Origin of the sequence: Sinorhizobium numidicum (assembly GCF_029892045.1) — a bacterium.
GTDB classification, from domain to species: domain Bacteria; phylum Pseudomonadota; class Alphaproteobacteria; order Rhizobiales; family Rhizobiaceae; genus Sinorhizobium; species Sinorhizobium numidicum.
Genome location: NZ_CP120367.1, coordinates 1,076,339 through 1,101,115, shown reverse-complemented (window position 1 = coordinate 1,101,115; position 24,777 = coordinate 1,076,339). Strand labels below are relative to the sequence as shown.

Annotated in this window: 18 protein-coding genes; 7 read left to right on the top strand and 11 right to left on the bottom strand. The window is 56.7% G+C overall.

Annotated elements, in window-relative coordinates; translation table 11 throughout:
• Window positions 1–5 precede the first annotated feature (5 nt).
• From PYH37_RS05245 to rfbF, 4 genes are all read right to left on the bottom strand, one after another.
• Window positions 6–1,010, bottom strand: coding sequence for an NAD-dependent epimerase/dehydratase family protein (locus tag PYH37_RS05245; RefSeq protein WP_280732366.1), 1,005 nt, complete (start codon window positions 1,008–1,010; stop codon window positions 6–8).
• A 151-nt stretch (window positions 1,011–1,161) separates the two neighbouring features.
• On the bottom strand, window positions 1,162–2,400 hold the full coding sequence (locus PYH37_RS05240; RefSeq protein ID WP_280732365.1) for an aminotransferase class I/II-fold pyridoxal phosphate-dependent enzyme: 1,239 nt from the start codon (window positions 2,398–2,400) through the stop codon (window positions 1,162–1,164).
• Window positions 2,401–2,423: 23 nt separating this feature from the next.
• A complete protein-coding gene (rfbG, locus tag PYH37_RS05235; RefSeq protein WP_280732364.1) occupies window positions 2,424–3,596 on the bottom strand; it encodes a CDP-glucose 4,6-dehydratase in 1,173 nt (390 codons plus the stop codon).
• Window positions 3,527–4,348: a glucose-1-phosphate cytidylyltransferase gene (gene rfbF, locus PYH37_RS05230; RefSeq protein ID WP_280732363.1), complete on the bottom strand. Its 822-nt coding sequence runs from the start codon at window positions 4,346–4,348 to the stop codon at window positions 3,527–3,529. The genes rfbG and rfbF overlap by 70 nt, the downstream gene beginning before the upstream one ends.
• Before the next feature lie 441 nt (window positions 4,349–4,789).
• Between rfbF and PYH37_RS05225 the strand changes: the two genes are divergently transcribed.
• Entirely contained in the window at window positions 4,790–6,436 is a 1,647-nt protein-coding gene (locus PYH37_RS05225) for a dolichyl-phosphate-mannose--protein mannosyltransferase (RefSeq protein WP_280732362.1), read from the top strand.
• Window positions 6,437–6,562: 126 nt separating this feature from the next.
• On the opposite strand, the gene PYH37_RS05220 is transcribed toward PYH37_RS05225, so the two are convergent.
• The 5 genes from PYH37_RS05220 to PYH37_RS05200 all read right to left on the bottom strand — a co-directional run bounded on the left by PYH37_RS05220 (window position 6,563) and on the right by PYH37_RS05200 (window position 12,117).
• A complete protein-coding gene (locus PYH37_RS05220) occupies window positions 6,563–7,642 on the bottom strand; it encodes a glycosyltransferase family 4 protein (protein ID WP_280732361.1) in 1,080 nt (359 codons plus the stop codon).
• A 242-nt stretch (window positions 7,643–7,884) separates the two neighbouring features.
• A complete protein-coding gene (locus tag PYH37_RS05215; protein ID WP_280732360.1) occupies window positions 7,885–8,544 on the bottom strand; it encodes a response regulator in 660 nt (219 codons plus the stop codon).
• 82 nt (window positions 8,545–8,626) lie between these two features.
• The gene (locus PYH37_RS05210; RefSeq protein WP_280732359.1) at window positions 8,627–9,022 is read right to left on the bottom strand and encodes a hypothetical protein; all 396 of its coding nucleotides are present in this window, start codon (window positions 9,020–9,022) and stop codon (window positions 8,627–8,629) included.
• A 469-nt stretch (window positions 9,023–9,491) separates the two neighbouring features.
• Entirely contained in the window at window positions 9,492–10,334 is an 843-nt protein-coding gene (locus tag PYH37_RS05205; RefSeq protein ID WP_280732358.1) for a sulfotransferase, read from the bottom strand.
• Between the two features lie 439 nt (window positions 10,335–10,773).
• Window positions 10,774–12,117, bottom strand: a complete 1,344-nt coding sequence (locus PYH37_RS05200) for a lipopolysaccharide biosynthesis protein (protein WP_280732357.1) — start codon at window positions 12,115–12,117, stop codon at window positions 10,774–10,776.
• Between the two features lie 265 nt (window positions 12,118–12,382).
• On the opposite strand from PYH37_RS05200, the gene PYH37_RS05195 reads away from it, so the two are divergent.
• The 4 genes from PYH37_RS05195 (at window position 12,383) to PYH37_RS05180 (ending at window position 16,475) form a co-directional block, all read left to right on the top strand.
• Window positions 12,383–13,636 (top strand): polysaccharide biosynthesis/export family protein, encoded by a 1,254-nt coding sequence (locus PYH37_RS05195; protein ID WP_425336093.1) that lies wholly within the window; start codon window positions 12,383–12,385, stop codon window positions 13,634–13,636.
• Between the two features lie 66 nt (window positions 13,637–13,702).
• Window positions 13,703–14,425, top strand: coding sequence for a sugar transferase (locus PYH37_RS05190; RefSeq protein WP_280732356.1), 723 nt, complete (start codon window positions 13,703–13,705; stop codon window positions 14,423–14,425).
• Between the two features lie 69 nt (window positions 14,426–14,494).
• The gene (locus PYH37_RS05185; protein WP_280732355.1) at window positions 14,495–15,181 is read left to right on the top strand and encodes a PIG-L deacetylase family protein; all 687 of its coding nucleotides are present in this window, start codon (window positions 14,495–14,497) and stop codon (window positions 15,179–15,181) included.
• A 100-nt stretch (window positions 15,182–15,281) separates the two neighbouring features.
• Complete coding sequence (locus tag PYH37_RS05180; RefSeq protein ID WP_280732354.1) at window positions 15,282–16,475, top strand: DegT/DnrJ/EryC1/StrS aminotransferase family protein; 1,194 nt, start codon at window positions 15,282–15,284, stop codon at window positions 16,473–16,475.
• 169 nt (window positions 16,476–16,644) lie between these two features.
• On the opposite strand, the gene PYH37_RS05175 is transcribed toward PYH37_RS05180, so the two are convergent.
• Complete coding sequence (locus PYH37_RS05175; RefSeq protein ID WP_280732353.1) at window positions 16,645–17,487, bottom strand: sulfotransferase domain-containing protein; 843 nt, start codon at window positions 17,485–17,487, stop codon at window positions 16,645–16,647.
• Between the two features lie 484 nt (window positions 17,488–17,971).
• Here PYH37_RS05175 and PYH37_RS05170 point away from each other — a divergent pair, with 484 nt between their 5' ends.
• Both PYH37_RS05170 and PYH37_RS05165 read left to right on the top strand, forming a co-directional pair.
• Window positions 17,972–19,141: a glycosyltransferase family 4 protein gene (locus PYH37_RS05170; protein WP_280732352.1), complete on the top strand. Its 1,170-nt coding sequence runs from the start codon at window positions 17,972–17,974 to the stop codon at window positions 19,139–19,141.
• A 362-nt stretch (window positions 19,142–19,503) separates the two neighbouring features.
• A complete protein-coding gene (locus tag PYH37_RS05165; protein ID WP_280732351.1) occupies window positions 19,504–21,795 on the top strand; it encodes a GumC family protein in 2,292 nt (763 codons plus the stop codon).
• A 1,144-nt stretch (window positions 21,796–22,939) separates the two neighbouring features.
• On the opposite strand, the gene PYH37_RS05160 is transcribed toward PYH37_RS05165, so the two are convergent.
• Window positions 22,940–24,775, bottom strand: a complete 1,836-nt coding sequence (locus tag PYH37_RS05160; protein WP_280732350.1) for a carbamoyltransferase family protein — start codon at window positions 24,773–24,775, stop codon at window positions 22,940–22,942.
• Between the last annotated feature and the right edge of the window lie 2 nt (window positions 24,776–24,777).

Below are 24,777 nucleotides of genomic sequence, written 5' to 3'. Positions count from 1 at the left end.
GGCCACTATCGGGCTCCAGTTCTGTCTCTGCGTGGTGTAGCGGGCAACTGGCCTTGGCTGCACGACCCATCCAGGCGCGCGCGTTCTCGATACCATTCAACAGTCCGAACGAGGCCTTCGGCGAGCGGAACGGATGCTTTCCAGCCTATGAAGCTGCGCGCCAACTGGGTAGCGCCGCGGAAGTCCCTAAGGCCCGACGACCCACCTGCCGGGCCATATTGAATGAGGGCCGGATCAGCGCCCGTTTCCTCGAGCACGAGGCGGGCCACGTCCCGCATCTTGGGGGCGAAGCCCGTTGCAATATTGATGATCGTCCCGATTGATGATCGGGTATCCGCCAGGTGAAGAAGCGCCTCGACTGCGTCGTCGACATAGATCAGGTCGCGCCGGTCGTCCGGATGTTGTACGACCGAGGGCTCTCCAGCGAGGCAACGAGTGATCAGCCACGGCAAGAAATAGGCCGTCGATTGAAATGCGCCGTAAACGAGTGCGAGGCGGGCGGTGATCACCGGAAAGGGCAGCCGCCGCTGAAGCGCGCCAATCAAATGTGTAGCGGCCACAAGTTCCGCGCCATAGGCATTGACCGGAGCCTCGCGCGTGGTTTCGTTATAGGGAGCGGGCGCCGAACCATATTCGGCGAGCGAGCCCGTGCGGATCATGATTCTGGGCGGGCGAGGTGCAAGTGCGGCGGCACTCAGCAGGCCGGTCAGTCCCTGCAACTGCTCCCGCATACCGTCCATGGCGTCGGACAGGTCCGGGGTTTCCCGTCGGCGAGGGCGGGCTGCAAGATGAAAGATGCACTCGGGTTGGACGTCGGAAAGACACTGCCTTAGTTGGGTCTCGGACAGGAGATCGAAGTTGTGCCGAATAACGCCGTCCAGATCGTGAATTCGCTCATCGTTCGAGCCGGGGCGGATGATGAGGTGAAGCTGATGGCCGGTTGCAAGGCAAGCCCGTGCGAGATGAGAACCGACGAATCCTGCGCCACCGGTGATGAGTATACGCGACATCGACCCTACCCAAACTGCCTCGCTCCTTGAACATGCATCAAGGCGAAATCTGCCCTGAAACGGCCGCCGGAGGTGATGCGAAGCCTCATTCACCCGCCGATTAAGCCAGTCCACTGAGGATCCCGGCGGCGCCGCCATAAAGCCACATGGCTTAAGCTCCCGCGGCTGCCGCCCGAAGCGGCGATTGCGTGGTTCGCTTCGTCGAGAAATTATCCGCGAACTCTCGGAAAGCACTGTGTATGTGGTCGAGTTGCTCTGGAGTGAGGCCATGGTGACAGGCGAGCAAAATGCCGCCGCGCATCACTTCGTCCGCCACAGGATATCCGTCCCCGCAGGCCCGGAACGCCACGTCTTTCATCGCCGGTTGCCGCAGGATGTTGCCTGTGAAGACCGGACGGGTCTGAATGTTCCTGAGTTCGAGGAAGATCTGCATATCGCGTCTGGTGAACGGTGCATCCGGCCGGATCGTAAGTGGAAAGGCGAGCCAGCCAGTACGTGTCTCGGGCAGCTGGCGGGGCAAAATGAACCAGTTTTCGTACTCTTTGAAGAAAGCGAACTGGGCGGCAAAATTACGCTCTCGTGCTCTTATGTTATCTTCGAGCTTGCTGAGTTGGACGAGTCCGAAGGCGGCACCCATCTCAGAAGGTTCCAGGTTGAAACCGAGCGTCTCGAATACGAATTTGGCGTCATAGGAGAAGCCGTCGAGATCGATATTGAAGCGGTTTTCGATCGATTCGGAATCGACGAACAATGATGACGTTCGGCCCCAGGATCGCAAAAGCCTTCCCCGGCGCGCCCATTCGTCGTCGTTGACGCAGATCATGCCCCCGTTCCCGCCTGCCGTGATCACATGCGAACCATAAAAACTGGTCGTGCTGATGTCGGAACGCCTACCTGTGCTTGTGCCATGGAGAGTGGCGCCGAGTGTATCGCAGCTGTCTTCGATGACTATCAGATCATGCGCATCGGCAATGGAGCGAATGCGATCCCAGTCCGGAAGGTTGCCGATGAGCGATGGGATCATCAGTGCGCGCGTTTCGGGCGAGATCATGCGCTCGATCGCGTCCACGTCAATGTTATAGGTCGCCTCCGCCGCGTCGACGAATACCGGCACTAGACCGGATCTTACGATCGGCGCGACTGTCGTCGCAAAGGTCAGCGCAGGGGTGATTACTTCAGCTCCCCGTGGAAGCTTGAGCATTTCGATTGCGAGGAAATTGGCCGAAGATCCGGAATTCACCATGATGCCGTGTCGCTTGGCGAAGATCATCGCGATCCGCTCTTCCATGCTTCTCACGGCGTGGCCCATTTGCGTCGACGTACGCATGACATCGACAACGGCGGCTATTTCGTCTTCTCCGTAAACGGACTGCCCATAGTTGACACGCATCTCATGCTCCCCTCTGTCTATACCTAGACTATGCGACCCCAGGTCTCGGCATATTGTTCAAGTTGCTGTTGCGAGAAACGGCGTATTTGAGCTGGCCTTTCGAGATAGTTCCTGTACCAGGCGACGGTCATAGCGACGGCGTCGTCCAGACGTAGCAGCGGCCTCCAGTCGAGCTCGATGTGCGATTTGGTGCTGTCTAGGCGCAGCACCATCGACTCGGGCGGTTCGCCGGTGCGCGGCTCAATGACATATTCGGGCGGGCTATCGCCCCAGTGCGCGACCACCATGTCGGCGAGTGTTCCGACATCTACCGTGGCTTCCTTCTCCGGACCAAAATTCCAACTCCCCGCGAAGGATGCGCCGGCGTCGATCAGGCCAGCGGCCAGCATGAGGTAGCCACGAACCGGCTCGAGCACATGCTGCCAGGGTCTGACGTTCTTCGGGTTGCGCAATCGCGCTGGGGTTCCGGTTTCGACGGAGCGAACCAAGTCGGGGATGAGTCTATCGGCCCCCCAATCGCCCCCGCCGATAACGTTGCCGGCACGCACTGTTGCAAGCTGGGGACCCTCGGGATCGCTGAAGAACGAGGATCGATACGCAGCCGCGACGAGTTCGGCGCACCCTTTTGACGAACTGTAGGGATCGCGACCGCCCATAGGGTCGTTTTCCCTGTAGCCCCACACCCATTCACGGTTCTCATAGCACTTGTCGCTGGTGACCACGACAATGCCGCGTAACGACGGCATGCGACGGGCCGCCTCGAGTACGACGGCGGTGCCGACAACGTTGGTGAGGTAGGTGTCGACGGGACTCTCATAGGATGCACGAACGACCGCCTGAGCCGCCATATGGATGATCAGGTCGAAATCGTGACCCTCGATGTTTTGGTTGAAATCGGTCTCGGCGCGGATGTCACCAACGTGCCCCTCAACAAGACCCTCGAGATCGACGGCGGCGCAAAATGAGGGGACGGTTGCTGGTAACGCAACACCGACGACGTGGGCACCGAGACGCCGGAGCCAAAGCGACAGCCATCCGCCCTTGAAACCGGTATGCCCAGTGACCAGGATGCGTCGGCCGCGAAGAACCTGTGAGAGATACCACTCGTCCACGATCGCCTCGTGATCTAGAGTCTTGCTTGCGGCTGTGTAGTGCTCGCGTGCTGAGCTGTCGGCCCCCGTTCGAACTGCAACCACGGCGGGTCATCCGTCTCCGCCAGGCCGTTGAGGTAGTCGCGATCTCGCACTGTGTCCATCGGATGCCAGAAGCCCTTGTGCTTATAGGCAAAGAGCTCACCATCCTTGGCGAGGTTTGTTAGCGGCGACATCTCCAACGGCTCGGCCGGCCCCGGGATATAGTCCAACACCCCAGGCTCGAAGACGAAGAACCCGCCATTGATCCAGGTTTCGTGCTTCCGGACCTTCTCAGTGAACTCGACAACCCTGTCGTCCTCGATCTCCAGATTACCGAAGCGTGCCGGCGGTTGTACGGCCGTAACCGTTGCCAGGCGCCCGTGCGAACGGTGGAAATCAAGCAGCGCCTCCAGATCGATATTGCCGACACCATCCGAATAGGTGACCATGAAGGTTTCGCCATCGAGCCAGTCGCGCAGTCGCAGCAAGCGGCCGCCGGTCATCGTCGCCAGTCCGGTGTCGACCACCGATACGTTCCAATCCAGAGGATGAACCGGTCGCAGCACCATCGCGCCGCTTCCAAGCGCCACCGTGAAATCGGCAGTCGACAAATGGAAATTGTGGAAGAAGTTCTTGATGAACATGCATTTGTATCCGCCGGCGATGACGAAGTCGTGGTAGCCCCAGTGATTGTAGATATCCATTACGTGGAGAATGATCGGCTTGCCGCCGACTTCGACCATGGGCTTTGGAATGCGCGTGGTCTCCTCGGCCAGTCGAGATCCGAGACCTCCTGCGAAAAGAATGACCTTCATGATGGCCTCCAACAGGTCAGCAGTTGAAATCGGGTTGGATCATCCAATCGATGCCGTGCACGCGTCTCGCCGACGTGCTCCCAATAGCGCATTTATTGAAGTTGAATTCGCATAGAGACCGAACAGGTTGCGAAGATTTCAATATAAATGCGACTGCAATTGAGTTATATTTCTCAGAAATTATTTCGGTAATTTAATATATAACAAATATGCTATCGGGCCTTCTGTGAATCCGCAAGATCAGCCGTGTCAGGATAATCCCTATGGTGCTGTCGGGAATAACCCGGGATAGTGCCGAGGAATCGCTTTAGATATACAAAAAGGCATTGTGGGGTGAAACCGTTGGTCGCCCTTCCGCGGAACACGCGGCTGCTCGGGGGAATGCGACAAACCTCAGCGATGTCCGATTTGATTATATCTTTCTTGGGTCGAGGTGTCTGAATGACGGAATTTAAAGAGGCAGTTGCCTCGAAAGTCGTGATGCACTCGGCAGACCTTAAGGCGCAGCTGTTCCGTGCCGCCACCATCACGTTTTCGGCCGTGCTTTTATCTGCTCTGTTCATCCGCATCATGAACTACGAGATGCGTAAGGACGAGCAGCTATACGTGCCTCCCATCCGTCTACTCGATCACCATCGCCTGTATGAGGATTTCTTTTACAACCATCCACCGGGTTCGGCCTGGCTATTCTATGGGCTGGGCAAGATTGCCGGCTCCGATCAGCTGTTGCTCAACGGACGGCTCGGCGTTTTCGCTGCCTGGGTGTTTCTTGCAGCGGCGATAGGCGGCATCACCTATGCGTTGACGCGGTCCGGCCTGGTCAGCTGGTGTGCTACCGTCCTCACAATAACAAACGACCTCCTCTTGACGCAGACGGGGATGACCGCGACTAACAATCTGCTGCCGCTGCCTCTTTCCTTCATTGGCTTGGGGCTCTTTGTGCTCGCTATCCGAGAAAGAGACGCGAAGCCTATCTTGATCGCCATCGCAGGACTATGTCTTTCAATTGCCGTGAGCTTCAAGATCAGCGCTGTTGCATTTATTCCGCCGGTTGCGATTGCATCTTTTTTTCTGCCTCGCTCTTATCAACTCAAGGAGCGCCTTCGGCGCATCGTCGTGCCTCTCGTGGCAGGCGGATTGGCAGGCGGGATACCGATCCTCGTCTCCTTGTTCTCCGGGCCACAGAGGTTCCTCGCCCACGTGGTCAGATATCATATCGGCCCACATCTGCGGTATTGGCAAATTTCGGATGCGCAGGGTGAGGACGCAGCTATTTCACTGTCCGCCAAACTGTTGCTTGCGCGAGATGTTTGGCTCTCGGCGACGATCGCTGTTGTCATCACGGTTCTGCTGACGCTCCTGCTGACGGCGCTTAAGGCGCAAACGGCGGGACGACTGCCGCGGCTGCGTGTCGTCAACGGGCCGCTTCTCGTTGTGGCCGGCGCGCTTGTTTGTAGCGCCGCACTGAGCCTGGTGCCTACCCCAAGCTTCCCGCAGTACTTCGCGCCGCCGCTAATCTGCATTCCTCTGCTGTTTGCGCTGCTTTTTGGAGGCCTCGATGCCGAAGCGCGGCTGCGCATGCAACCGCTGGTAATCGCTGCGACGTTAGTTGTTCTGGTGATCGAGGCGCCGCGCTTTGCTCAATACGTGGCGACGATTACCCGTCCGGAGCGGTGGACGGTGATGCGCGTGCATGATGCGGGTGTTGCTATCGCTCAGAGCATTGCCGAGGCTGGCAGCGAGGGAAAAGTGGCTACGCTGTCACCTATCTATCCGCTTGAGGGAAATCTCGAGGTTTACCCCGAATTAGCGACAGGCCCCTTCGCCTACCGCACCGGGGACATCACCGAAGCGGAGCTTGCCGCCTGGTATAAGATGACATCGCCCTCGCGCATCGCCGCCCTGTTCGACGCAGATCCGCCCGGCGCGCTGCTGCTCGGCTTCGACGAGGTTCTCGAGCGGCCCATGCTCGCTTACGCGCAACGAAACGGCTACCTGCGATCCGACGAACTTGGATTTCGAGATCGCTATGGCGCTCCGGTGCTTTACCTGAGGCCACCGGCGCACCGCTCGCTGGCGCCATCGTGATCTCGCTTGCAGCGATACGTACCGACGAACCGACTGACGAGCAGGGGTTATCAGCGATCATTCACCGGCGCTTCCAAGCGCCACCACTGTCGCTGCATTTGCACCGATCACGTGGACCGACGCGCTTCATACGGCCTTATCGATCACATCGTCCCACTGTTCCAGAATGGACGAAGTGGCATAGCGCTTGGAGGCGGCAATGGCTCCCGACGTTGCGAGCTTGTTCCTTAATACCGGGTCGGTCAACAATGAGCGAATTGCTTCGCCGAGCTGCTCGACGTTGCCGGCTGGCACGAGCAGGCCAGTGTCAGGACTGCTTAGAATCTCCGACGGACCCCACGGGCAATCGAAGGCAATCGACGCCAGACCTGCCGTCATGGCTTCCAGAAGAACGTTTGGAAAACCTTCGAACCGCGAGCTGAGAACGAAGATGTCGCCCGCGCCAATCCAGTCCACGGGGGACGTGGTGATGCCCGGCATCTCAACGTTGTCATCAATACCGAGTTCCCGCGCCTGGCGCTCAAGAGCGCCACGCTGCGGCCCATCGCCGAAAATGGTCAACTTGGCCGCCGGAACGGACTGTGCCACATGTCGAAAAGCTTCAAGAAGCAGATCGAAGCCTTTTTGCTTCTCTAGCCGACCGACAGCAACAACTCTCGTACCATCGCCCGGAATACGCACGCAATCGCGCGGCAGCGCAACCGGATTGGGTATGATTTGCGCCTTGGCGCGCAGTCGTTCCGGGAGAGATTGATAGGCATCACTTGTTTGCATCACCAGACTCGCGGCACCTCGCACGGCGACCGGTTGCGCAAGCCGCCAAAGCGGATGCGTCTCCTGTGATCTGAAATTGTTTCGCTCCGACATGATGATCGGTGAATTGAGGCCGCGGGTGGCGAGCCCGACCAACACGTTTACTTTGGTGAGGAAGGAGATGACGAGATCGGGTTCCAGCTTTCGCAGACGACGCCGGAGTTTCAACAGCCTTTGCGCGGCTTGCGCGACGCGTGGGATCCGGGGCGTTGAGCCCCCGAGCGCCTCGACTTTTATGGCACTGTCGTAAGGGAAGTAGGACTCCGGGCTGTCGGCATTAACGGCGAGGACGTGGACGGTATCGCCTTGGGCCATGCGATGGTGCGCGAGGAGATTGACGATCTTCTCCGCGCCGCCCGCACCTAGTCCGGAAAAGACGAATGCTATCCGCACGGCAAACTCCAACGCTTCGCTCGAACGCCTTCCAATGACGGCGGCGCTGCTTGGCCATGAGTTCCGGCCACATTATTCAGTGGGGCTGGCGATGCAGCCCCACTGCAAAAAACTGACCAATCCCGTCCCGTACGCCTTAGGTCGACTTGTGGCACGTTACATTCTTTCATCGAAAGGCGACCTTCATCGAAAGGAAAAACGTTCAGGAATAAGGAGTTGAGCCCGTGATTATCTCGTGGGCATCAATTAACGCTCATCCAACCGTGGGTCAAAGCGAAGTGAACGATTTGTGCCCGCGAATGGAGTTTCAGCTTTTCCGTGGCTCGCGCTTTATAGGTCTCGATGGACTTGATGCTGATGTTCGTACGGGCACCGATTTCCTTGTTCGAGTAACCGAGTGCAACCAGTCGTAGGACATCTTGTTCTCGAGCGGTTAGCCCCAGCCCGCCAAGCGACGCTGTGCGTGCGGAGCTTCGCTCGATGGATGATGAAGTCATCTCGCGTGCCGTGAGTGGATCGAAAAAAAGCCCACCAAGCATGACTGAGCGGACGGCGAGCAATAGATTCTCTGCTGCCGAGCATTTCTGGACGAAACCTTTCGCACCGATATGTAGAGCCTGCTGGATATATGATCGATCGTGGTACTCGGTCATGATTACCACGCGAGGTGAGTAGCCGTTTGCGATGACCTTCTCTGCGAGTTCCAGACCGCTCATGTCCGGGAGCGACACGTCCAGTATAGATACGTCGGGCTCGGTTTGGCTGATCAATGTAATGGCATCAGCGCCGTTATTGGCTTCGCCGATGCAGGTGATATCACTCGAACACTCTATCAGAGCTCGAGCACCTGTAACCACCAGCGGGTGGTCATCGACGACTATCGTGCGAATGGGTGACTTCATGCGAACTCTCCGTCATGATGCAAGAACCGGGAGCGTCCCATCGGAATTGCCTCCACGAGCTGCATGCCCCCAGTTGCCATCGTCAGTATTTTTCGAAGATCGGCGCAAGACGCCCGTAGCGTCCCTCCGTAACGCGGCGTTCCACAGCCGCCAGCCGAAACAACGCCGATGCAATATGCTGCCCGGAAAGATCGTTTATATCAGGCGCAAAACTCGGGCGTTCTGCATCAACAGCGCGCGATACCGCCCCTCTTTTGTCGTCCGATGCGTTTGCCCGGCCGAGCTCCCGGAGACGCGATGCTGAAGATTTCGGTGGCTTCGCCTGTTTTCTGGGCGGTTTGCTAGCGGCTAGAATCGCTTGTGGGGAAGCCAGCGCTCGTATTTCAGAAGGACCGCGCCCTGACAGACGAGAACCTGTGTCATATTTGGATAATTCCGAACCAAAGCCGTCGCGATTGCGGACGATCGCCATCAGCATAGCAGCCCCCGCCGGCGTTGCCATGGTCTGACGTCTGAGTGTCCTTCCGCTGTCAAAGAAGGCGGGTTGGAATATTCCCGCAGTTCTAGAACGACCGAAATGGCTTTGTGACTTAGTCATGACAAAAATACCGCCAAGTCATAAAATCTGTTCGCCCAACTAATCGGGCCGGATAAAATCGTCAGAGGTCCGGTGGGACCATGGTAAAAATCAATAAATTCAGTTCATTGATGGTTGGAAGTATTAAGAATAGCAGATAGTTTTTTTGCGTCAACTTTCGCGGTCGACTTGCAATGGCGGGACAACTTCTTCGCCGAATTACAGAAGTGTCCTGCTGACAGAGCAGTGCAGACCGGAAGCATCGGCTTCTCCAGGCTCTCGTCGGCCCTCTCCGGTGGGGCTGCGTCGCGACGAGATGTGCCGTCGTAATCCACGAAAGACGAATTTGCCGGTCATCCGACGGATGGTTTCATTGCAGCCGAGCGCCTTGATTTCTCAGCCAGCCATTCAGATCCTTGCCAACTATGGCACCGAGTTTTTCTATTTCCGCGGCGTAGTAGTCGGTCATGCGCTCTCGCAAATCGCGACTCAATGGCGCGTACTCGACTTCGCTGGCAGTCAGCGACCGTAGCTTCCTGAAACCGGCATTTTTCCTGAACGGCGCTACCACCGGTTTCAGGGGGCGCAGCAGGCGGCGCAAAGTCGGATTGATGATCGGCTCAGATTTGTCTTTTACTTTCTTTTCCAGAGGTCGAACCGGCAGGTCATCGGCGGCCTTCAGAAATTTTCGGACTCGATCAAGCTGTATCCCCGCATCGACTTTCATATCTTCATAGAGCAGAACGAGAAGTTGTTCTGCCGGAAACCGGTCCAGATAGGATTGCAGCTGTTGAAAATACAGGCCGCCATTCAGGAAGCGCCCACCGGCACCGCGGCGCGGGTCAAGATACTGTGCGATATCGCGGCTGACCTCGGCCCTGCGATAGAGCATGCAATAATCGGAGTAGGCGCGGTCGACGGGGTTTCGAAGCTGTGCAATCAGCAGCGCCCGCGGAAGCTTTTGCTTTATACGTTCCGCCGCCTCCGGCGTATCCATGTAGGAGTTGGATTTCTCGCCAGCGAGGCATTGTTTCTTCTTCTGCTCGAAGTTTGAAAGATACCATTCGTCTCCACGGTCGTAATAACGACTGAAATAATGTAACTCAGGATCCGGCATGAATATATTTGGGTCCTGCTGAAGCGACTGCTGAAGCCAAGTCGTCGCGCTCTTGGTCGCACCGATAATCAGGAAATCAATCTCGTGCATCTCCATTTTTCACTCCTTTAGGTCCGACCCACAATGATGAGGAAACATGTTGGCGCTCAAACGGCGCGACTTGATATCCTGTGTGATACGAGTGCCTCATACAGCCGGTTAATTCGCGTCGACATGGACTTTGTTGCCATGTTGGGCACCGGCCTTTTCCTGGGCGGTGGCGCTTCGACGAACCTGGGTGAGCTCTCGTATTCTTTTGTTTTCCTTTTAATTTAAATTCGTTCGATAGAAGTACATGCGCCGCTCGCGCGGCTAAAAATACAATTCTGGTGCAAGAATTTGGGACGATGCCACATATATTAGCGACGGTCGGCGAATTGACAAGCGGTTGGAACCCACGACTCGAGCAGTCGCAGGCACTCGCGATTGGCACGCCGCGTTCACGACGCCGAGCGTAAACCGTGTGTTCGCCAGCCACCGTGTGATCCCCCACACGTCATCGATCCTTAAATCGACCTCGACGATACACAATTGTCATTGCCGTCAGCCAGATCGAGGCCATGACGATGTGTGCGATATTCGCGCCCATGGGGCCGATCCGGGGAATTAACAGCAACGCAGTCGTGTGAAATGCAATCGTCGCGATGAACACGCTCCGTAATATTTCGTCCTCCCGCCCCATTGCCAGAAGCGCCGACCGCATAACCGTTCCAAACAGTACCACGGTGACGGCAACGGATTGAACGACAACCAGGGGAGCGGCGCCGACGAACTGCGAGCCGACTGCCAATTGTAGCAACGGGCCGATCGTGAAATAGATCCCACCGATGAGGAGTATTCCGAAGCCGACAAGAAGCGCCTGCATTTGCACGACGGTGCGGCGGAACTTAGAAAATGCTTGCGAGGCCCATGCGCGAGCCAATTCCGGATAGAGTACCGCCTGGACCTGATCGCCTGCTTGCAGTGCAATCCGGCCGATCCGTTTGGCGATGTGGTATAGGCCGGCGGCCGCCGGGTCGCCAAGATACCCCACGAGAAGCGTGTCGAACTGATTAGCACTCGAACGGAGCGTCAGCGATATGTTCGTCGAAATCGCGAACTTCCAAAGACCGGGGAATCGAGATGTAATTCCGCGGACAGGAGCGGTTAGCATACCGCTTAACATGCCCTGTCTTTGCAATTCCAGGAGGGAAAGTGCGACGCCGGTCAGCGAGCCAATAATCTGGGACGTCATCCAGATCAGCACGAACTCGAACAAACCGGCCCCGGTGACAACGCCAGCGGTACAAAGCACGACCCTTAGGACGCTTGAAGCGATCTGGCCGTAGGCGATGGACCTAAACTTCCCGAACAGGCGCAGCACGGCGATGGGCATTCCGGTGATTTGAAACGGCAGAAGGGAACAGTAGATGGTGACAAGGCCAGACATGTCCTTCGAAATGCCGAACCACGGTGCGGCAGTCCACACGAGTGCCACCGCGATCAGCCATCCAGTCGCTGCGGCGGAAATGTCGAGCAGCAAGCCGAATTTGAGTAACGAACTCAGTTTTTCCGCATTCTGCGCTTCCGCCCCGTACTTAATGAGCGGCTGCCAGGATTGGAAGTTTACAAGCCGCTCGACGGCGCTTGTGTAGGTGAAGCAAAGGGCAAGAATACCATAGTCCGTGGGACCAAGCGCCCGTGCCGTCAGGGCAAAGCCAACAAGGCCCATGAGGGAGGTTAGAACGTTCCCCGTTAGCAAATGCCCGATGTTCTTTAGGCGGTCCATCAGGCCTTTTTCTCGAGCCAGGCCTTTGCGTAACCCGCTGAACTTCCCGGTTAGCTTTTTCCTGATCGCCAAAGGAACCCTCCTGTCTCAAAAATAAGACGGTTGTTAAATGCACGCCCCTCGCCGCCGCAGCACGTTGGCGAACTGGTCGTTAATATGATGGGCGGGACGTCCCCGGCGAGCCTAGGGCAAGGCCGCCTTTTTGATGGTGGTCAATTGTAGCCCCCCGGCCTCGAAAATAGTTAAATTCCTTTGACGTGGCAGTGTTTTGAAGAATATAGTCGCGAAATATATTTTGGTAGCGTTTTCTTTATTCCTTTTTTGGAGTGCTGGTCTGATGGGGATCTCACGGATTGCAACCAGGATGAGTTCGTCCGCCCGAGCTTGGGGGACGTATCTGCTTTTGATCGCGCTGCTGACGGTCGCATTCACAATGAATCCGACGCAGCGCGGTTACGCCGCTGAGTACAGGCTCGCGACGGGCGACGTATTGACGTTCGATTTCCTTGACGACGCCGAACTCCCGGTCACTGCGACGATTTCCGGTGACGGTGAAGCGCAGTTCCCGCTTATAGGGGCGGTGAGTGTCGTAGGCCTGACGCTAACTCAGGCGCTTGCAAAGCTCCGCAATGAATATCGCAGCCGCGAAATCTTGGTTGATCCCAAGCTGTCGCTTAATATCTCGACGTTCCGCCCGGTTTTCGTTCTCGGGGAAGTCAGGAGTCCGGGTTCCTTTCCTTTTTATAACGGCTTGACCGTTGAGCAGGCCATTGGCTTGGCGGGCGGCCCACAGGTGGTCGCAGCGAACGCCTCCGACCGTCTCATTGCACGCGCGCGTCTGCGCGCAGAGATCGAGGGAGCCGTTGCAGAAATGGTCCACGAAGCGGTCTATTCCGCAAGACTGGCCGCTCAGCTGAAATTCAGCGACAAAATTGATCTCAAGGACGTGCCCGAGATCGCCCGCGAATATGTCGAGGACGTGCCTTTGGAAGGGGTGATCGAGATCGAGGAGAAAATCCTTAAAGCGGACCTAGCAGCCAGCAGGTCTCAGGCACAGATCCTCTCGGAAGGGATTGTCCAATCGGAGGGTGGGATCGAAATTTTGAACGAGCTCATCGTGCAGCAAAAAGAGGTCGTCAACAACAACGAGGAGGACCTTGAACGCGTCGGTGTGCTTCGGAAGCGTGGTCTGAACACCGAAAGCGATCTTTCGCGCGCAGAGAACAATGCATCGGCTGAAAAGGCGCAGCTTCTTCAGTTCTTCGCCACCGTTGCGCGGTCGCGGTTGGAACTGAGTGAATTGAAGCTGCAGCTTGCTAAGCTGAAGGCCGACCGAGAAAAAGAAATTCTGACTCAGCTCCAAGCGCGTGAAATCGCCATCAAGAAGCTGATTTCGGTGAAACACTCTGCTGAGGAGCAAATTCTCCTCATGTCAGCAGTTGCTGAAGATGAAACGAAGAAAAATCAGATTTCATATACTTATGAAGTCCGGCGGAACCCAGTCGGCGGCAAGCCGACCAGCATGCAAGCGTCCACCTTGACTGAGCTGCTGCCTGGCGATGTGCTCGTGGTTGGTATCGCGGGAATGTAAAACATTTTTTTAGCTATATTTGAACATGCGCTCCAAGAGCTTCTGCCTTGACAAGGGAATACTGAGGTGAAGTCGAATCGCGAGCATGCCGCCTCCAGCTTTGTCTTATTTCTGCCGTGGGGAGGCTATCGGCTCAAACGCATCGTCGAGTGTTTCCTCGCCGGATCCATTTTTGTTTTATGTCTGCCGCTGATGGGACTGACGGCCTCCTTGGTATGGCTCAGTCTGGGTCGCCCACTGTTCTTCACGCAAGCGCGTGCTGGCGCGGGTTTGCATGTCTTTACCGTTGCAAAGTTTCGCACGATGACGGATGCGCGTTCGTCTGACGGCACGTTGTTGCCGGACGAGTTGCGTCAGACTGCAGCGACAGCGCTTCTGCGTCGGCTTCGCTTCGATGAGTTGCCACAACTGCTCTCCGTGCTTTGTGGCGACATGTCGATGGTGGGGCCGCGTCCTCTTCCCTTAGCGACAATCGCAGCTTTCGGTGAACTGGGGCGTATGCGTTGCCTTGTTGCGCCGGGTATGACGGGCTGGGCTCAGGTAAACGGCAATACGCGACTTTCTGACGATCAAAAAATCGCGCTGGATCTTTGGTATGTGGCCCATGCGAATCTCTGGCTCGATACACGGATATTGTTCTTGACGCTGAAAACGCTCCTTGCGGGCGAGCGCATCAACGCACGGAATTTGACGATCGCTGAAGAGTATCTCTCCCGCGCTCGGTCTGGAGGCCTCGGGGGGGCGGCGGAACATCCGACTGGTGCCACCGGATACTTGCAACGCGGCTAAAGAACTATAGCGCCATGGATTGGCGAGCGGGTGCGCGCGAGACTAAAGGCAGATTTTTCAGGAGGATTCATGCGTGGTTCGGGTATTTCCTTCGGTCGCACTCTGGTCGTTGCTCCGCATCCCGATGACGAGGTGCTTGGAGCGGGTGGCACCATTGCAAAGCTTTCCTCCGAGGGCGAGGAGGTTTTCGTCGCGATCGTGACAGAAGGCAAGCCCCCGGCCTTCGATCCGGTGACTATTGCCACAACTCAGGCTGAAGCACGGGAGGCCCATCGGGTCCTTGGCGTAAAGGAAACTTTCTGGCTCCGGCTGCCCGCGGCGCAGCTTGCGGAAACAGCGCATGCGACTTTAAACGCCGCATTGTCGGACCTCGTTCGGCGCATTTCGCCGCAAACGGTGCTGTTGCCCTTTGTCGGCGATATGCACATGGATCATCAGTTGACCTTCACGTCGGCGCTGGTGGCCTGCAGGCCGCATCAATCTGAGTTCCCCAAACTCATCCTGGCTTACGAGACCTTGTCGGAAACAAATTGGAATGCGCCCTATCTGTCTCCCGCGTTCGTGCCGAACGTCTTCGTCGACATCTCAGAACATCTCGAAGCGAAACTGCGCGCAATGCGGTTGTTTGCCTCGCAAGTGCGCGAACCGCCGCATGAACGGTCCATCGCGACACTGAGCGCGCTCGCCACTTTGCGTGGTGCCACCGTATTGCGACGGGCAGCCGAAGCATTCGTGCTAATTCGCCATGTCGTTTGAAGATTGCCGGTAATGGGTGCGTTCATGAATGCGGTGCTTCAACCTGGCCGTAGCGCCACCTGTAGGTGTTTGACGAACAGATGCAAAGAGGGAGATACGGATGGGTCGCTGGCCGATTTACGATGAGGAACAGATCGAGGATGTCGTGTCGGTCCTCAGATCGGGTGAAGTGAATGCCTGGACCGGGCCTCACGTCCGCAACTTCGAAGTAGCCTATGAGCGCTTTCTCGGCGTCAAACATGCCATTGCCCTGGCGAATGGAACGGTAGCGCTGGACCTGGCGCTCTTTGCGCTTGGGCTCCAACCGGGTGACGAGGTCATCGTGACCCCGCGCAGCTTCATCGCCTCTGCCTCCACTGTGCCAATGGCAGGCGGTGCAGCCATTTTCGCCGATGTCGATCGCGACAGCCAGAATATCACTGTTGAGACCATCACGGCGAAACTGACGCCGAGAACGAAAGGTATCATCGTCGTGCACTTGGCTGGCTGGCCCTGCGATATGCCAGCGATCATGGCACTGGCCCGCGAAGAGGGGCTTTGGGTTATCGAGGACTGTGCACAGGCGCATGGGGCTGAAATCGACGGTCGGCCAGTCGGCAGCTTCGGCGATATTGCGGCCTTCTCCTTTTGCCAAGACAAGATCATCACCACCGGAGGGGAGGGTGGCCTCATCGCGACGAATGATGAAGTCCTTTGGAGGAAGGCGTGGAGCCGAAAAGATCACGGCAAATCCTACGACGCCGTGTTCCAAAAAGAGCACCCCCCAGGCTTTCGCTGGTTGCACGAATCCATCGGAACGAACTGGCGCATGACTTCAATCCAGGCGGTGCTCGGATTGCGCCAGTTGCAGCGCCTTTCGCACTGGCGCAGTGTGAGGGCCAAGAATGCCGCCATTCTCGCCAAAGCCGCCGAGGAGATAGAAGCGTTGCGGACGCCCAGCCCGACGAGCGAATATCAGCATGCATGGTATCGTTTCTACACGTTCGTCCGGCCCGAGCTTCTGAAATCGGGCTGGAACAGGGACAGGATCATCGCCGAGATCATTAGCAAGGGCGTTACCTGCTTTAGCGGCAGTTGTTCCGAAATCTACCTCGAAAAGGCGTTTACCGATATCGGAATGGCACCGGCGCAGCGATTATCGAACGCGCAGGAATTAGGCGAGACGAGTCTATCCTTCCTGGTGGATCCCGCCCTCGACACGGCTGCTATGGAGAAAGCGGCGGCTGTATTGCGCGACGTTCTCACGAGCGCCACAGAAAGCAGAGAGGCGTGGTACGCGGCGAGAATGTCATAGACGCCACGGAGTGCACGGTGGCCGCAACGTTCAGCTTGCTGTGTCTTCGGTTGAGGATTTCAGATGCGTGTTGCCATATCAATTTGGCTTCGCTCGCCGGCGAATCGTGAATATGCTCCAACAAGTTGCAGCCGATCGGACGAAACCTGCATTCTTCTCTCGCTGCGCTCTAAACCTCCAATCCCGTGTGGCCAATGAGCCGCTTGGCGGCGGGTGTCAGATTGGCCGAGCACAATCGTTCGACCTCTAAGAGCTGAGCGTCATCGAGATAGTCGCGAAAGCCACCGACCTTGCCCCGTCTCATACGCAGGCTTTCGACATCGTTGCGATTATAATCATGGGCCGGAATGCCCTCGATCCGCTCCCGGTCCTGCATCACGTCAAAGCGCCCTGCCTCGACTGCATTGCGAAGAGCTTGTCGGTCAATTTGGCAACCCAGGAATTTGAGGGCGGCTTCGGTTTGCTCTTCGGTATCAGCGGAGAGACTTTCATAACTTAGAACGAAGTGCGCTCGGCTTGAGAGCCCGTCGGCCCATCTGTTCAAATAGCGAACCATGGCAGGCATTCCGTGTTCGCGATCTCTGATGAAATCCGAAAGGCTACCCTGAAAACGGTGCTTGTGACGCGTTGCGTGGAAGAAGGCCGAGACGATCACATCGCGGGGATCCCTGACCATCATGATGACTGGGCGTCGGAGAAAGCGGCTCGCTTGATAGTCTAGATGACTGACAAAAACTCTGGGAACCGTATTATTCGCCGTGCCGAAGCGATAGGCGGGGATTCCTCGTACAGGATCGAGGTCGAAATTTGGCACTATGGAAAACATGTTGTGCAAATCTATCGCCTCGGGAACGCCACCGACCGAGGCAAAGTAGTGAGCGAGAACATAGCGGAACCAGGTGCGGCCAGATTTCGGATAGGAGATCAGGAAGGCGTCGGCGCGGGCGGCGTGGGCGGTCAGTCGGGCCCGCCTTTCCACCCGGCGCCACGCGCGCCAAAAAATGTGCGTCATCCTCTTCTCCCATGTCTGCCATGCCGGGGCCTCCGCATGCCAAAAAGACGAATAAGCGCGTCCAGACCACCGCGAGCTTTAGCTAAATGAGGGTATTTTCTGACTTTAATCGGCTGCACTGAATATAATATTCTGCGCTTTCTATGTACCTCTTGTAACGTTCAACGCCTTTCTTAAAGGCAATGCTGCTGAATAGTTATGCTTTTGTGGACACAAGAAATTCATGCGCCTGGCGGAAATTGGATCGCTCAGATAGATTTCCACCAAAAAACCTGTCTTTATATCCAAGACTTGGAGCGAACCGTTGCAAGTTGAATATCAAATGAAAAAGACGCATCCTGTCAACAACGCAGTTTGCGACAGGGCATCGTCAATATGCCAGCGTAACCGTAAGCGCCGTCTTCTACAGTGCTGAGGTCAGGGCGGTTACCCGCCTTGTCACGGGGAGTGCTGATGAGGGAGTCGAGGTGAGAGGCGTTTCAATATGAGTGAGAGTGTGAGTACCCGAAAATTCGGAGCAACCAGCATCACAGGCGCCCGGATAGCGATCGTAGTTCCAGCGCTTGGCGCAGGCGGCACCGAACACGTAGTGAACCTGATTGCAAACCATTGGGCACGCGCGGGGCACAAGGTGACGTTGATTACACTCGAGCCGCCGAATGTCACGCCTTATTATGAGTTCGACCCGGCAATTGCGATAACTGGCTTGGGCGTCCCTCCTCAAAGGTCTTCGAAGCTCCAATCCGGTTTACTCGTCCTTCGTAGAATACAGCGGCTGCGCTCGGCTATTCGCCGCGCAAAGCCGCATCTCGTGTTGAGTTTTCTGACGCGAATGAACGTGCTGACGCTGCTGGCCGCAACCGGCTTGACCGTTCCGGTTATAGTGTCCGAGCGTAACAATCCTGCCTTACAGCCATTTGGGCCGCTTTGGAAATGGCTCCAGAACCGCTTGTATCCGCGCGCGTTCGGTCTGGTGACGATGACCCAAGGAGCTCTCGACCATTTTCCGGCGAAGATGCGCCGCAGGGCATGGGTGATTGCCAATGCCGTCGATTTACCCGCGGGATGGCAGAAGAAACGTGGAAAGAACATCTTGGCGGCGGTCGGTCGCCTTACCCATCAAAAGGGCTTCGATCTCCTGCTGGAGGCTTTCTCAAAGATCGCCGAGACCTACCCCGAGTGGAAGTTGGTAATTTGGGGGGAAGGCGATGAGCGACCGAGGCTGGAAGCCCAGCGTGACGCCCTGGGATTGAAGGCCCGAGTGGAGATGCCGGGTGTAACACCGCGGCCCGGCCTTTGGGTGGAAACCGCGGACGTTTTTGTATTGTCTTCGCGCTATGAGGGTTGGGGAATCGTTTTGCTGGAAGCAATGGCCGCAGGGCTTCCGGTGGTTTCATTCGAATGTGAATGGGGGCCGGGCGACATGATAAAGCATAGTAGTGACGGCATACTCGTACCGCGAGGGGACGTCGAAGCGCTCGCGAGGGCGCTTGGAGAAGTACTGGGCGATGGCGCACTTCGGGAGCGGCTGGCAGTAACTGCTGAAGCCAGCGCCAGAAGATACGCACCCGAGCGGATACTCTCGGAATGGGATGCGCTGGCTTCCTGCGCGCTGAAGCATGCGGCGGCCACACGGTGGCTGCAGGATGCCTGATCCACGCCTGCGCCACAGCTGTTCGGTTTACTTGCGTGCACCGACATCGCTTCGGCCGAACTCTGTTATGGTCGGCCCGCGTGACTTTTCATCTCGATCGTGAGGGAGTATCCTATCCTCAAGAATATGCTCGCGCAAAGGCAAGTTGTGTGGCAGAATTGCCAGCGAGAGTATGATTTTGTACATATATATAAAATAATTGGATAATCGGCGGACGAGATGCGCCGACAAGAGGCAGATTTCTTTGATTTCGCGTGCGTTTTCGCCGCTAAGTAATATTGCTATGCAACGACGGTTTCACTTCAAGATTTAAACCCCAAAAATTCAGGCTGGAATTCAGCCCCCGGGGTTGGAAGAGGGGCATGATGCTAACCTTTGATCGGGATTTTGAGGCCCGCGAAGAAAACCGGCGGCGTGCAAGTCTGCCGTTCTCAATAGAGCGCGATCCTTCCAGATATGGGCTTTCCGACATTCTGGATCTGCTGCGGCGCCACTTCAAATTCATTCTCCTGGTGATCGCGGCTGGCACTCTGTTGTCGGTCGTCATCACCTTCTCACTGACGAAGATTTACACGGCTTCGTCCATGCTTGTATTTGATCGCAACGACACGCGTCCTTACGAATCGGTACTGGAACTGCAGAAACTCGAACGCGACAAGTCAGCGATGGAAACGGAAATGGATATCGTTCGATCGCGCGAGTTTCTCGGCTTTGTTGTCGATGATCTGAAGCTCCAAGAAGATCCCTATTTCAACCCACGGCTTGCTGCGGCCCTCGCCGAGGGTGAATCGTCCTGGTTACCGGGATGGGCAGCGTTCGGCGGGTCCAATAGCGAAGACGCCAAGGGCCGAGAGGATATGCGTGGGCGTCTCGTTGCCGACGGCGCGCAGCGCGACCGTGCCATCACGCATCTCTTCTCTTCCGTTTCCGCCGGCCGCACGGGCGACAGCCTCGCAATGACCATCTACGTCAGGCACGAATCCCCCACCCAGGCTGCGGAAATCGCCAACGGCGTCGCCTCGAACTATGTGATTTGGACGTCCAAGTTGAAGGAAGCGGCCGCAAAAAACACCCTGAATTACCTGCGATCTCAAGCCAGTGCACTAGCCGCCACGATTGCACGGAAAGAGCGTGAGATGGCCGAGTTCACGACGCGGAGCGATCTGACATTTGATCCGAGTAACGATGTGTTGCGTGCACGCGTGGACCAGTTGAACGAGCAGTTCACCTTGGCGCGGGTGGAAGAAGCTGGCGCATGGGCTAAATTCAACGAAGCTAAACAATTGCTTGCCACTAGCGTAGATGCCGCGGGACGTGTGCTGACCTCAACTTTGCTGAGCGATCTGAGAAGCCAAGGGGGCCAGCTTATTCGCACACGCGCTCAACTCACCGCCAAATATGGTCGAAACCATCCTCTGGTCTTGGACGCCGACGCGGAGATCGCCTCAAACCGGCGGTTGATCGACGAGGAGGTGGGACGCATCGTTAAGGAGTTGGAAAACGACGCCAAAATCACAACAGTTCGTGTCAGAAAGTTTCAGCTGGAAGTCGGTCAGCTGCAGAAGCAAATGCAGGATCGCAATCTTGACGAAATCCGACGCCGCGAATTGGAGCGCGACTTGCTGACTGAGCAGAAGCGCTATGACGAAATAGCGCTGCGGCTTGGTTCGTTTGATCCCGAACAGGAAGAAGTCAAAGCAACGGCACGGATTTTGTCGTTTGCGGAGGTTCCGAGGGAACCATCGTTCCCGAAACCCTCCCTGATCATTCCGGTTGGCGCCGTCGCTTCGCTTTTGCTCGCGGCCATGGGTGCAATTGCCTTCGATGCTCTGGACGACCGCATCAGGACTTCGCGAGCGGTCGAGGAGATAACGAGACGCCCGAATTTGTTGTCGATCCCGGATGTAAAAGACATGCTAAAGCCGGGCGAAGGGCCTTATCAACATATGCTTGCCAGTCCCCATTCGCCTTTCGCACGGTCGATGCGCTCGCTTTGCCTCTCTTGGCGGGCCTTGGACCTCGGCACGGACAAGAAAGTCGTGATGTTCTGCTCGGCAGCAGCGGGGGAGGGCAAAACGACGTGCGCCTTGGGGATGGCCGCCATGGCCACCCTCAACGGGTTGAGGGCTATCATACTGGACATCGATGCAAAGCCGAGCGGCGCAGCGGGCATTCTTGGGATTTCGGTGAAGCATCCGACGCTCGGCATGTTTCTTGACGGGACAATGGATCTTGAGTCTTTAATTGCGGTCGCTCCCGAGTATCCTTTCCTCCGCGTCATCAATACTCGCCTCGGCCTACACGATCACGAAAAACTCTTCGAAGAACTCCGCCGCCGGTTCGATCTGATCATAGTCGACGCTCCCGGTATTGATCGCGATGATGACGCCATATGGCTGTCGCCACAGGTCGATGCCGCAATGCTCGTGGTCGCGATAGATCGCACCAGTCAGCGAGATCTGGAGGATGCTGTGGAGCGGTTCGGTGTCAGCCGAGCGCCAATCGTCGGGAGTATCCTGAACTTCTCTGCCGATCGTGCAGCGGGGGCGGACGTTAGCCTGGTCGGCCGAGTTCGATCCCTTAAAGCAGATGCGCACGGCAAATTTCAGAGCTTGACCGCGCGCTTTGCGCGTAACGGCATAAGGCGTGATTGATACTTTAGCGCTACTCCGGAAATAATTGCCCGGATAGCTTCGGCAAGCGATCCCTGAAGTTTGAAGTTTCGCTTGCCATGGTCAGCTTGGATACGGGGGAGCCCTCGCGCAACGTCGATTTTGCAGCGGCGAAGCAGCCGTTGCGCACGAGACTTCTCGTTTGACAGTCACGCTGTCGACCGACATTCGTGTGATCCAGCTTTCCTCTGGCGCCGGACCTCTGCCGGACTCGGCGCCGCCCGTTCCGCAACTCGCTCCCGTCGAGTCATCGTAAGCGCTGTGCTGAGGCCCGCAGATCAATGACGCGGGAACCTTGGTCGCCCCGGATGATCTTCGGAAAGCGCACTGTCCAGGGTCGCTACGACATCCTCGCCCCGGTAGCTGAAGGAGCACGATCGTTGTACGGGATCACTCGAAGCAGCTTGCGCGACCCGCCCCGGGTTCGCGCAGCGGGTTGGTGGCCTATCGCCTCCCAAGCTAGCTTGCAAGATTGGTACTCATTTGCGGAAAGAGACCAGCTGTTGAGGGCGCGAGTTGCCGAGGCGACTGGATGTATCGATCTATGTTTTACGCCAAATGTGGTCGCCAGGTTCTTAAAAGTCGTCGTGGCTGCGTAGATCGCGTCGGCCGAGACCACCGCCTCACGGACGCGCGCTACGTCCTCAATCTTGATATAGAGTACACCGGGTATGGAGAGCGGCATCGTCGCGACAACGGGATCCAGAATTACATTTACGGCCTGGGCCGTGACGTCGTTGAGAATAAATACGACGAGGCCATTTCGACTTGAGCGATACGCCGCCGCCATCAGACTGGCGGGGAGCTGCCCGCCAGATCGCGTGATCTCGATGACGCTGCAAACACGCATTTCGCCCCCCGCCGCTCTCGGCCCCACCGAGCGGTTATGATGGAATCTCGTCACACACCGCCACACGTCAAGGCTCAGAGGGCCTGAAAAGAAAAATACCCGATCGTCAACAGTCAAAGAACACAGCGGGACTGTTCATTTTTATCAGGGTGTTACAGAGACCCCCTTTGGATACATCCGCCCAGGAGTACATACTTCATTTGTGATCTTTTGAGTATATAACGTTGGGTATATTCAACATACACGCGAGCCGTTTGACCTGATCTCCAATGAGCGTCAATCAAGCTCGAATTTGTCTTTGTAATCCCTTCTCAGACTTGGAGCCTGGGCCTCCTTCAACAAAAAACAGTTTCCGACAACGAGCCGTTCTATCTCGGTTCCCATGAAGCAACGGAACGCATCCTCCGGCGTGCACACAACTGGCTCACCGCGCACATTGAAGCTCGTGTTGACTAAAATCGGACAGCCTGTGCGTGCCTTAAATGCAGTCAACAGTTCCCAGTAGCTCGGATTCGTCTCCTGATGCACTGTTTGCACGCGTGCGGAATAATCCACATGAGTGACTGCTGGTATCTCTGACCTCGGGACGTTCAGGAGATCAATACCAAATAGCCCTTCCACCGGATGGTTGGCATGGATCCTTCGTTTCTCCAACACGTCGGCCACCAGCAACATATACGGGCTGTCTGTATCAATATCGAACCAGTCAGCTAAGTCTTCCCGCCGGACAGACGGTGCGAATGGGCGGAAACTTTCCCGATACTTGACCTTGAGGTTGAGCATTTTTTGCATTGTTGGGGAGCGTGGGTCGCCCAAAATCGAACGCGCTCCCAATGCGCGCGGTCCGAACTCCATCCGCCCCCGCATCCATCCTACTGCTTTGTCCTCCACAAGGGCGTCTACTGTCCGGGTCAAGACCTCCTGCTCCGGCAGCACCTCAAAGGTCGCGCCGGCAGCAGCAAGGCGTTGCTCTATCTCGCTTTGACTAAAGCTCGGGCCAAGAAACGCCCCTGCCATGCTATCGTCAGCATTCGGATCTCGACTATTCCCGAGATAACCGTGCCACACGGCAAAAGCCGCACCCAGGGCCCCGCCAGCATCGCCAGCCGCAGGTTGAATCCAGATATCGTCGAAGATGCCCTTCTTGAGAAGCTTGCCATTTGCCACGCAATTGAGGGCCACGCCACCGGCGAGACAAAGGTGTCGCTCGCCAGTTTGCTGTTTGGCGAAACGCGCCAATCTGAAGACGACCTCCTCCGTCACGGCTTGAATTGACGCCGCCAGATCCATCTCCCGTTGTGTCAGCGGCGATTCGGGCTTCCGAGGCTCCCCCCCGAAGAGGCGATGAAAGGCCGGGGAGGTCATTGTGAGGCCGGTGCAATAGTCAAAGTAGCGTTGATCGAGCCGGAAGGACCCGTCCTCCTTTAGGTCGATCAGGTGTTCCAGTATGGTCTGGGCGAAGCGTGGGCGACCATAGGGGGCCAGTCCCATCAGCTTGTACTCCCCAGAGTTCACCTTGAATCCGGTATAGTAAGTGAAGGCGGAGTAGAGGAGCCCCAATGAATGGGGAAAATGAAGCTCGTTTAAAAGCTCGAGTTCGTGGTTTCGGCCGTGCCCGATCGACGTCGTGCACCACTCGCCGACGCCGTCCATTGTAAGTACCGCAGCGCTCGCGAAAGGTGACGGATAGAAGGCGCTTGCCGCATGCGCCAGATGATGTTCGGTGAATAAAAGCGAGCCCGCCCACTGCTTGGATCCTCCAATTTCACCGAAGCGCTGGCGCAAGAGTCTCTTTTGAAACAGCTTTTCCTTGATCCATATCGGCATCGCCATTTTGAACGAGCGGAAGCCCCGCGGCACTGTCGCGAGGTAGGTTTCCAGCAGCCGTTCGAACTTCAGGAATGGCTTGTCATAGAATACAACATGATCAATTGCATTGATGTCGCAGCGCGCCTCGTTGAGACAATATTCAACGGCCCTCGCTGGGAAGCTCGCGTCATGTTTCTTTCGGCTAAACCGTTCTTCCTGCGCGGCGGCGACAAGTTCACCATCTTCGATCAACGCGGCAGCGCTGTCGTGATAGAACGCGGATATGCCAAGAACGCGTTTCATTT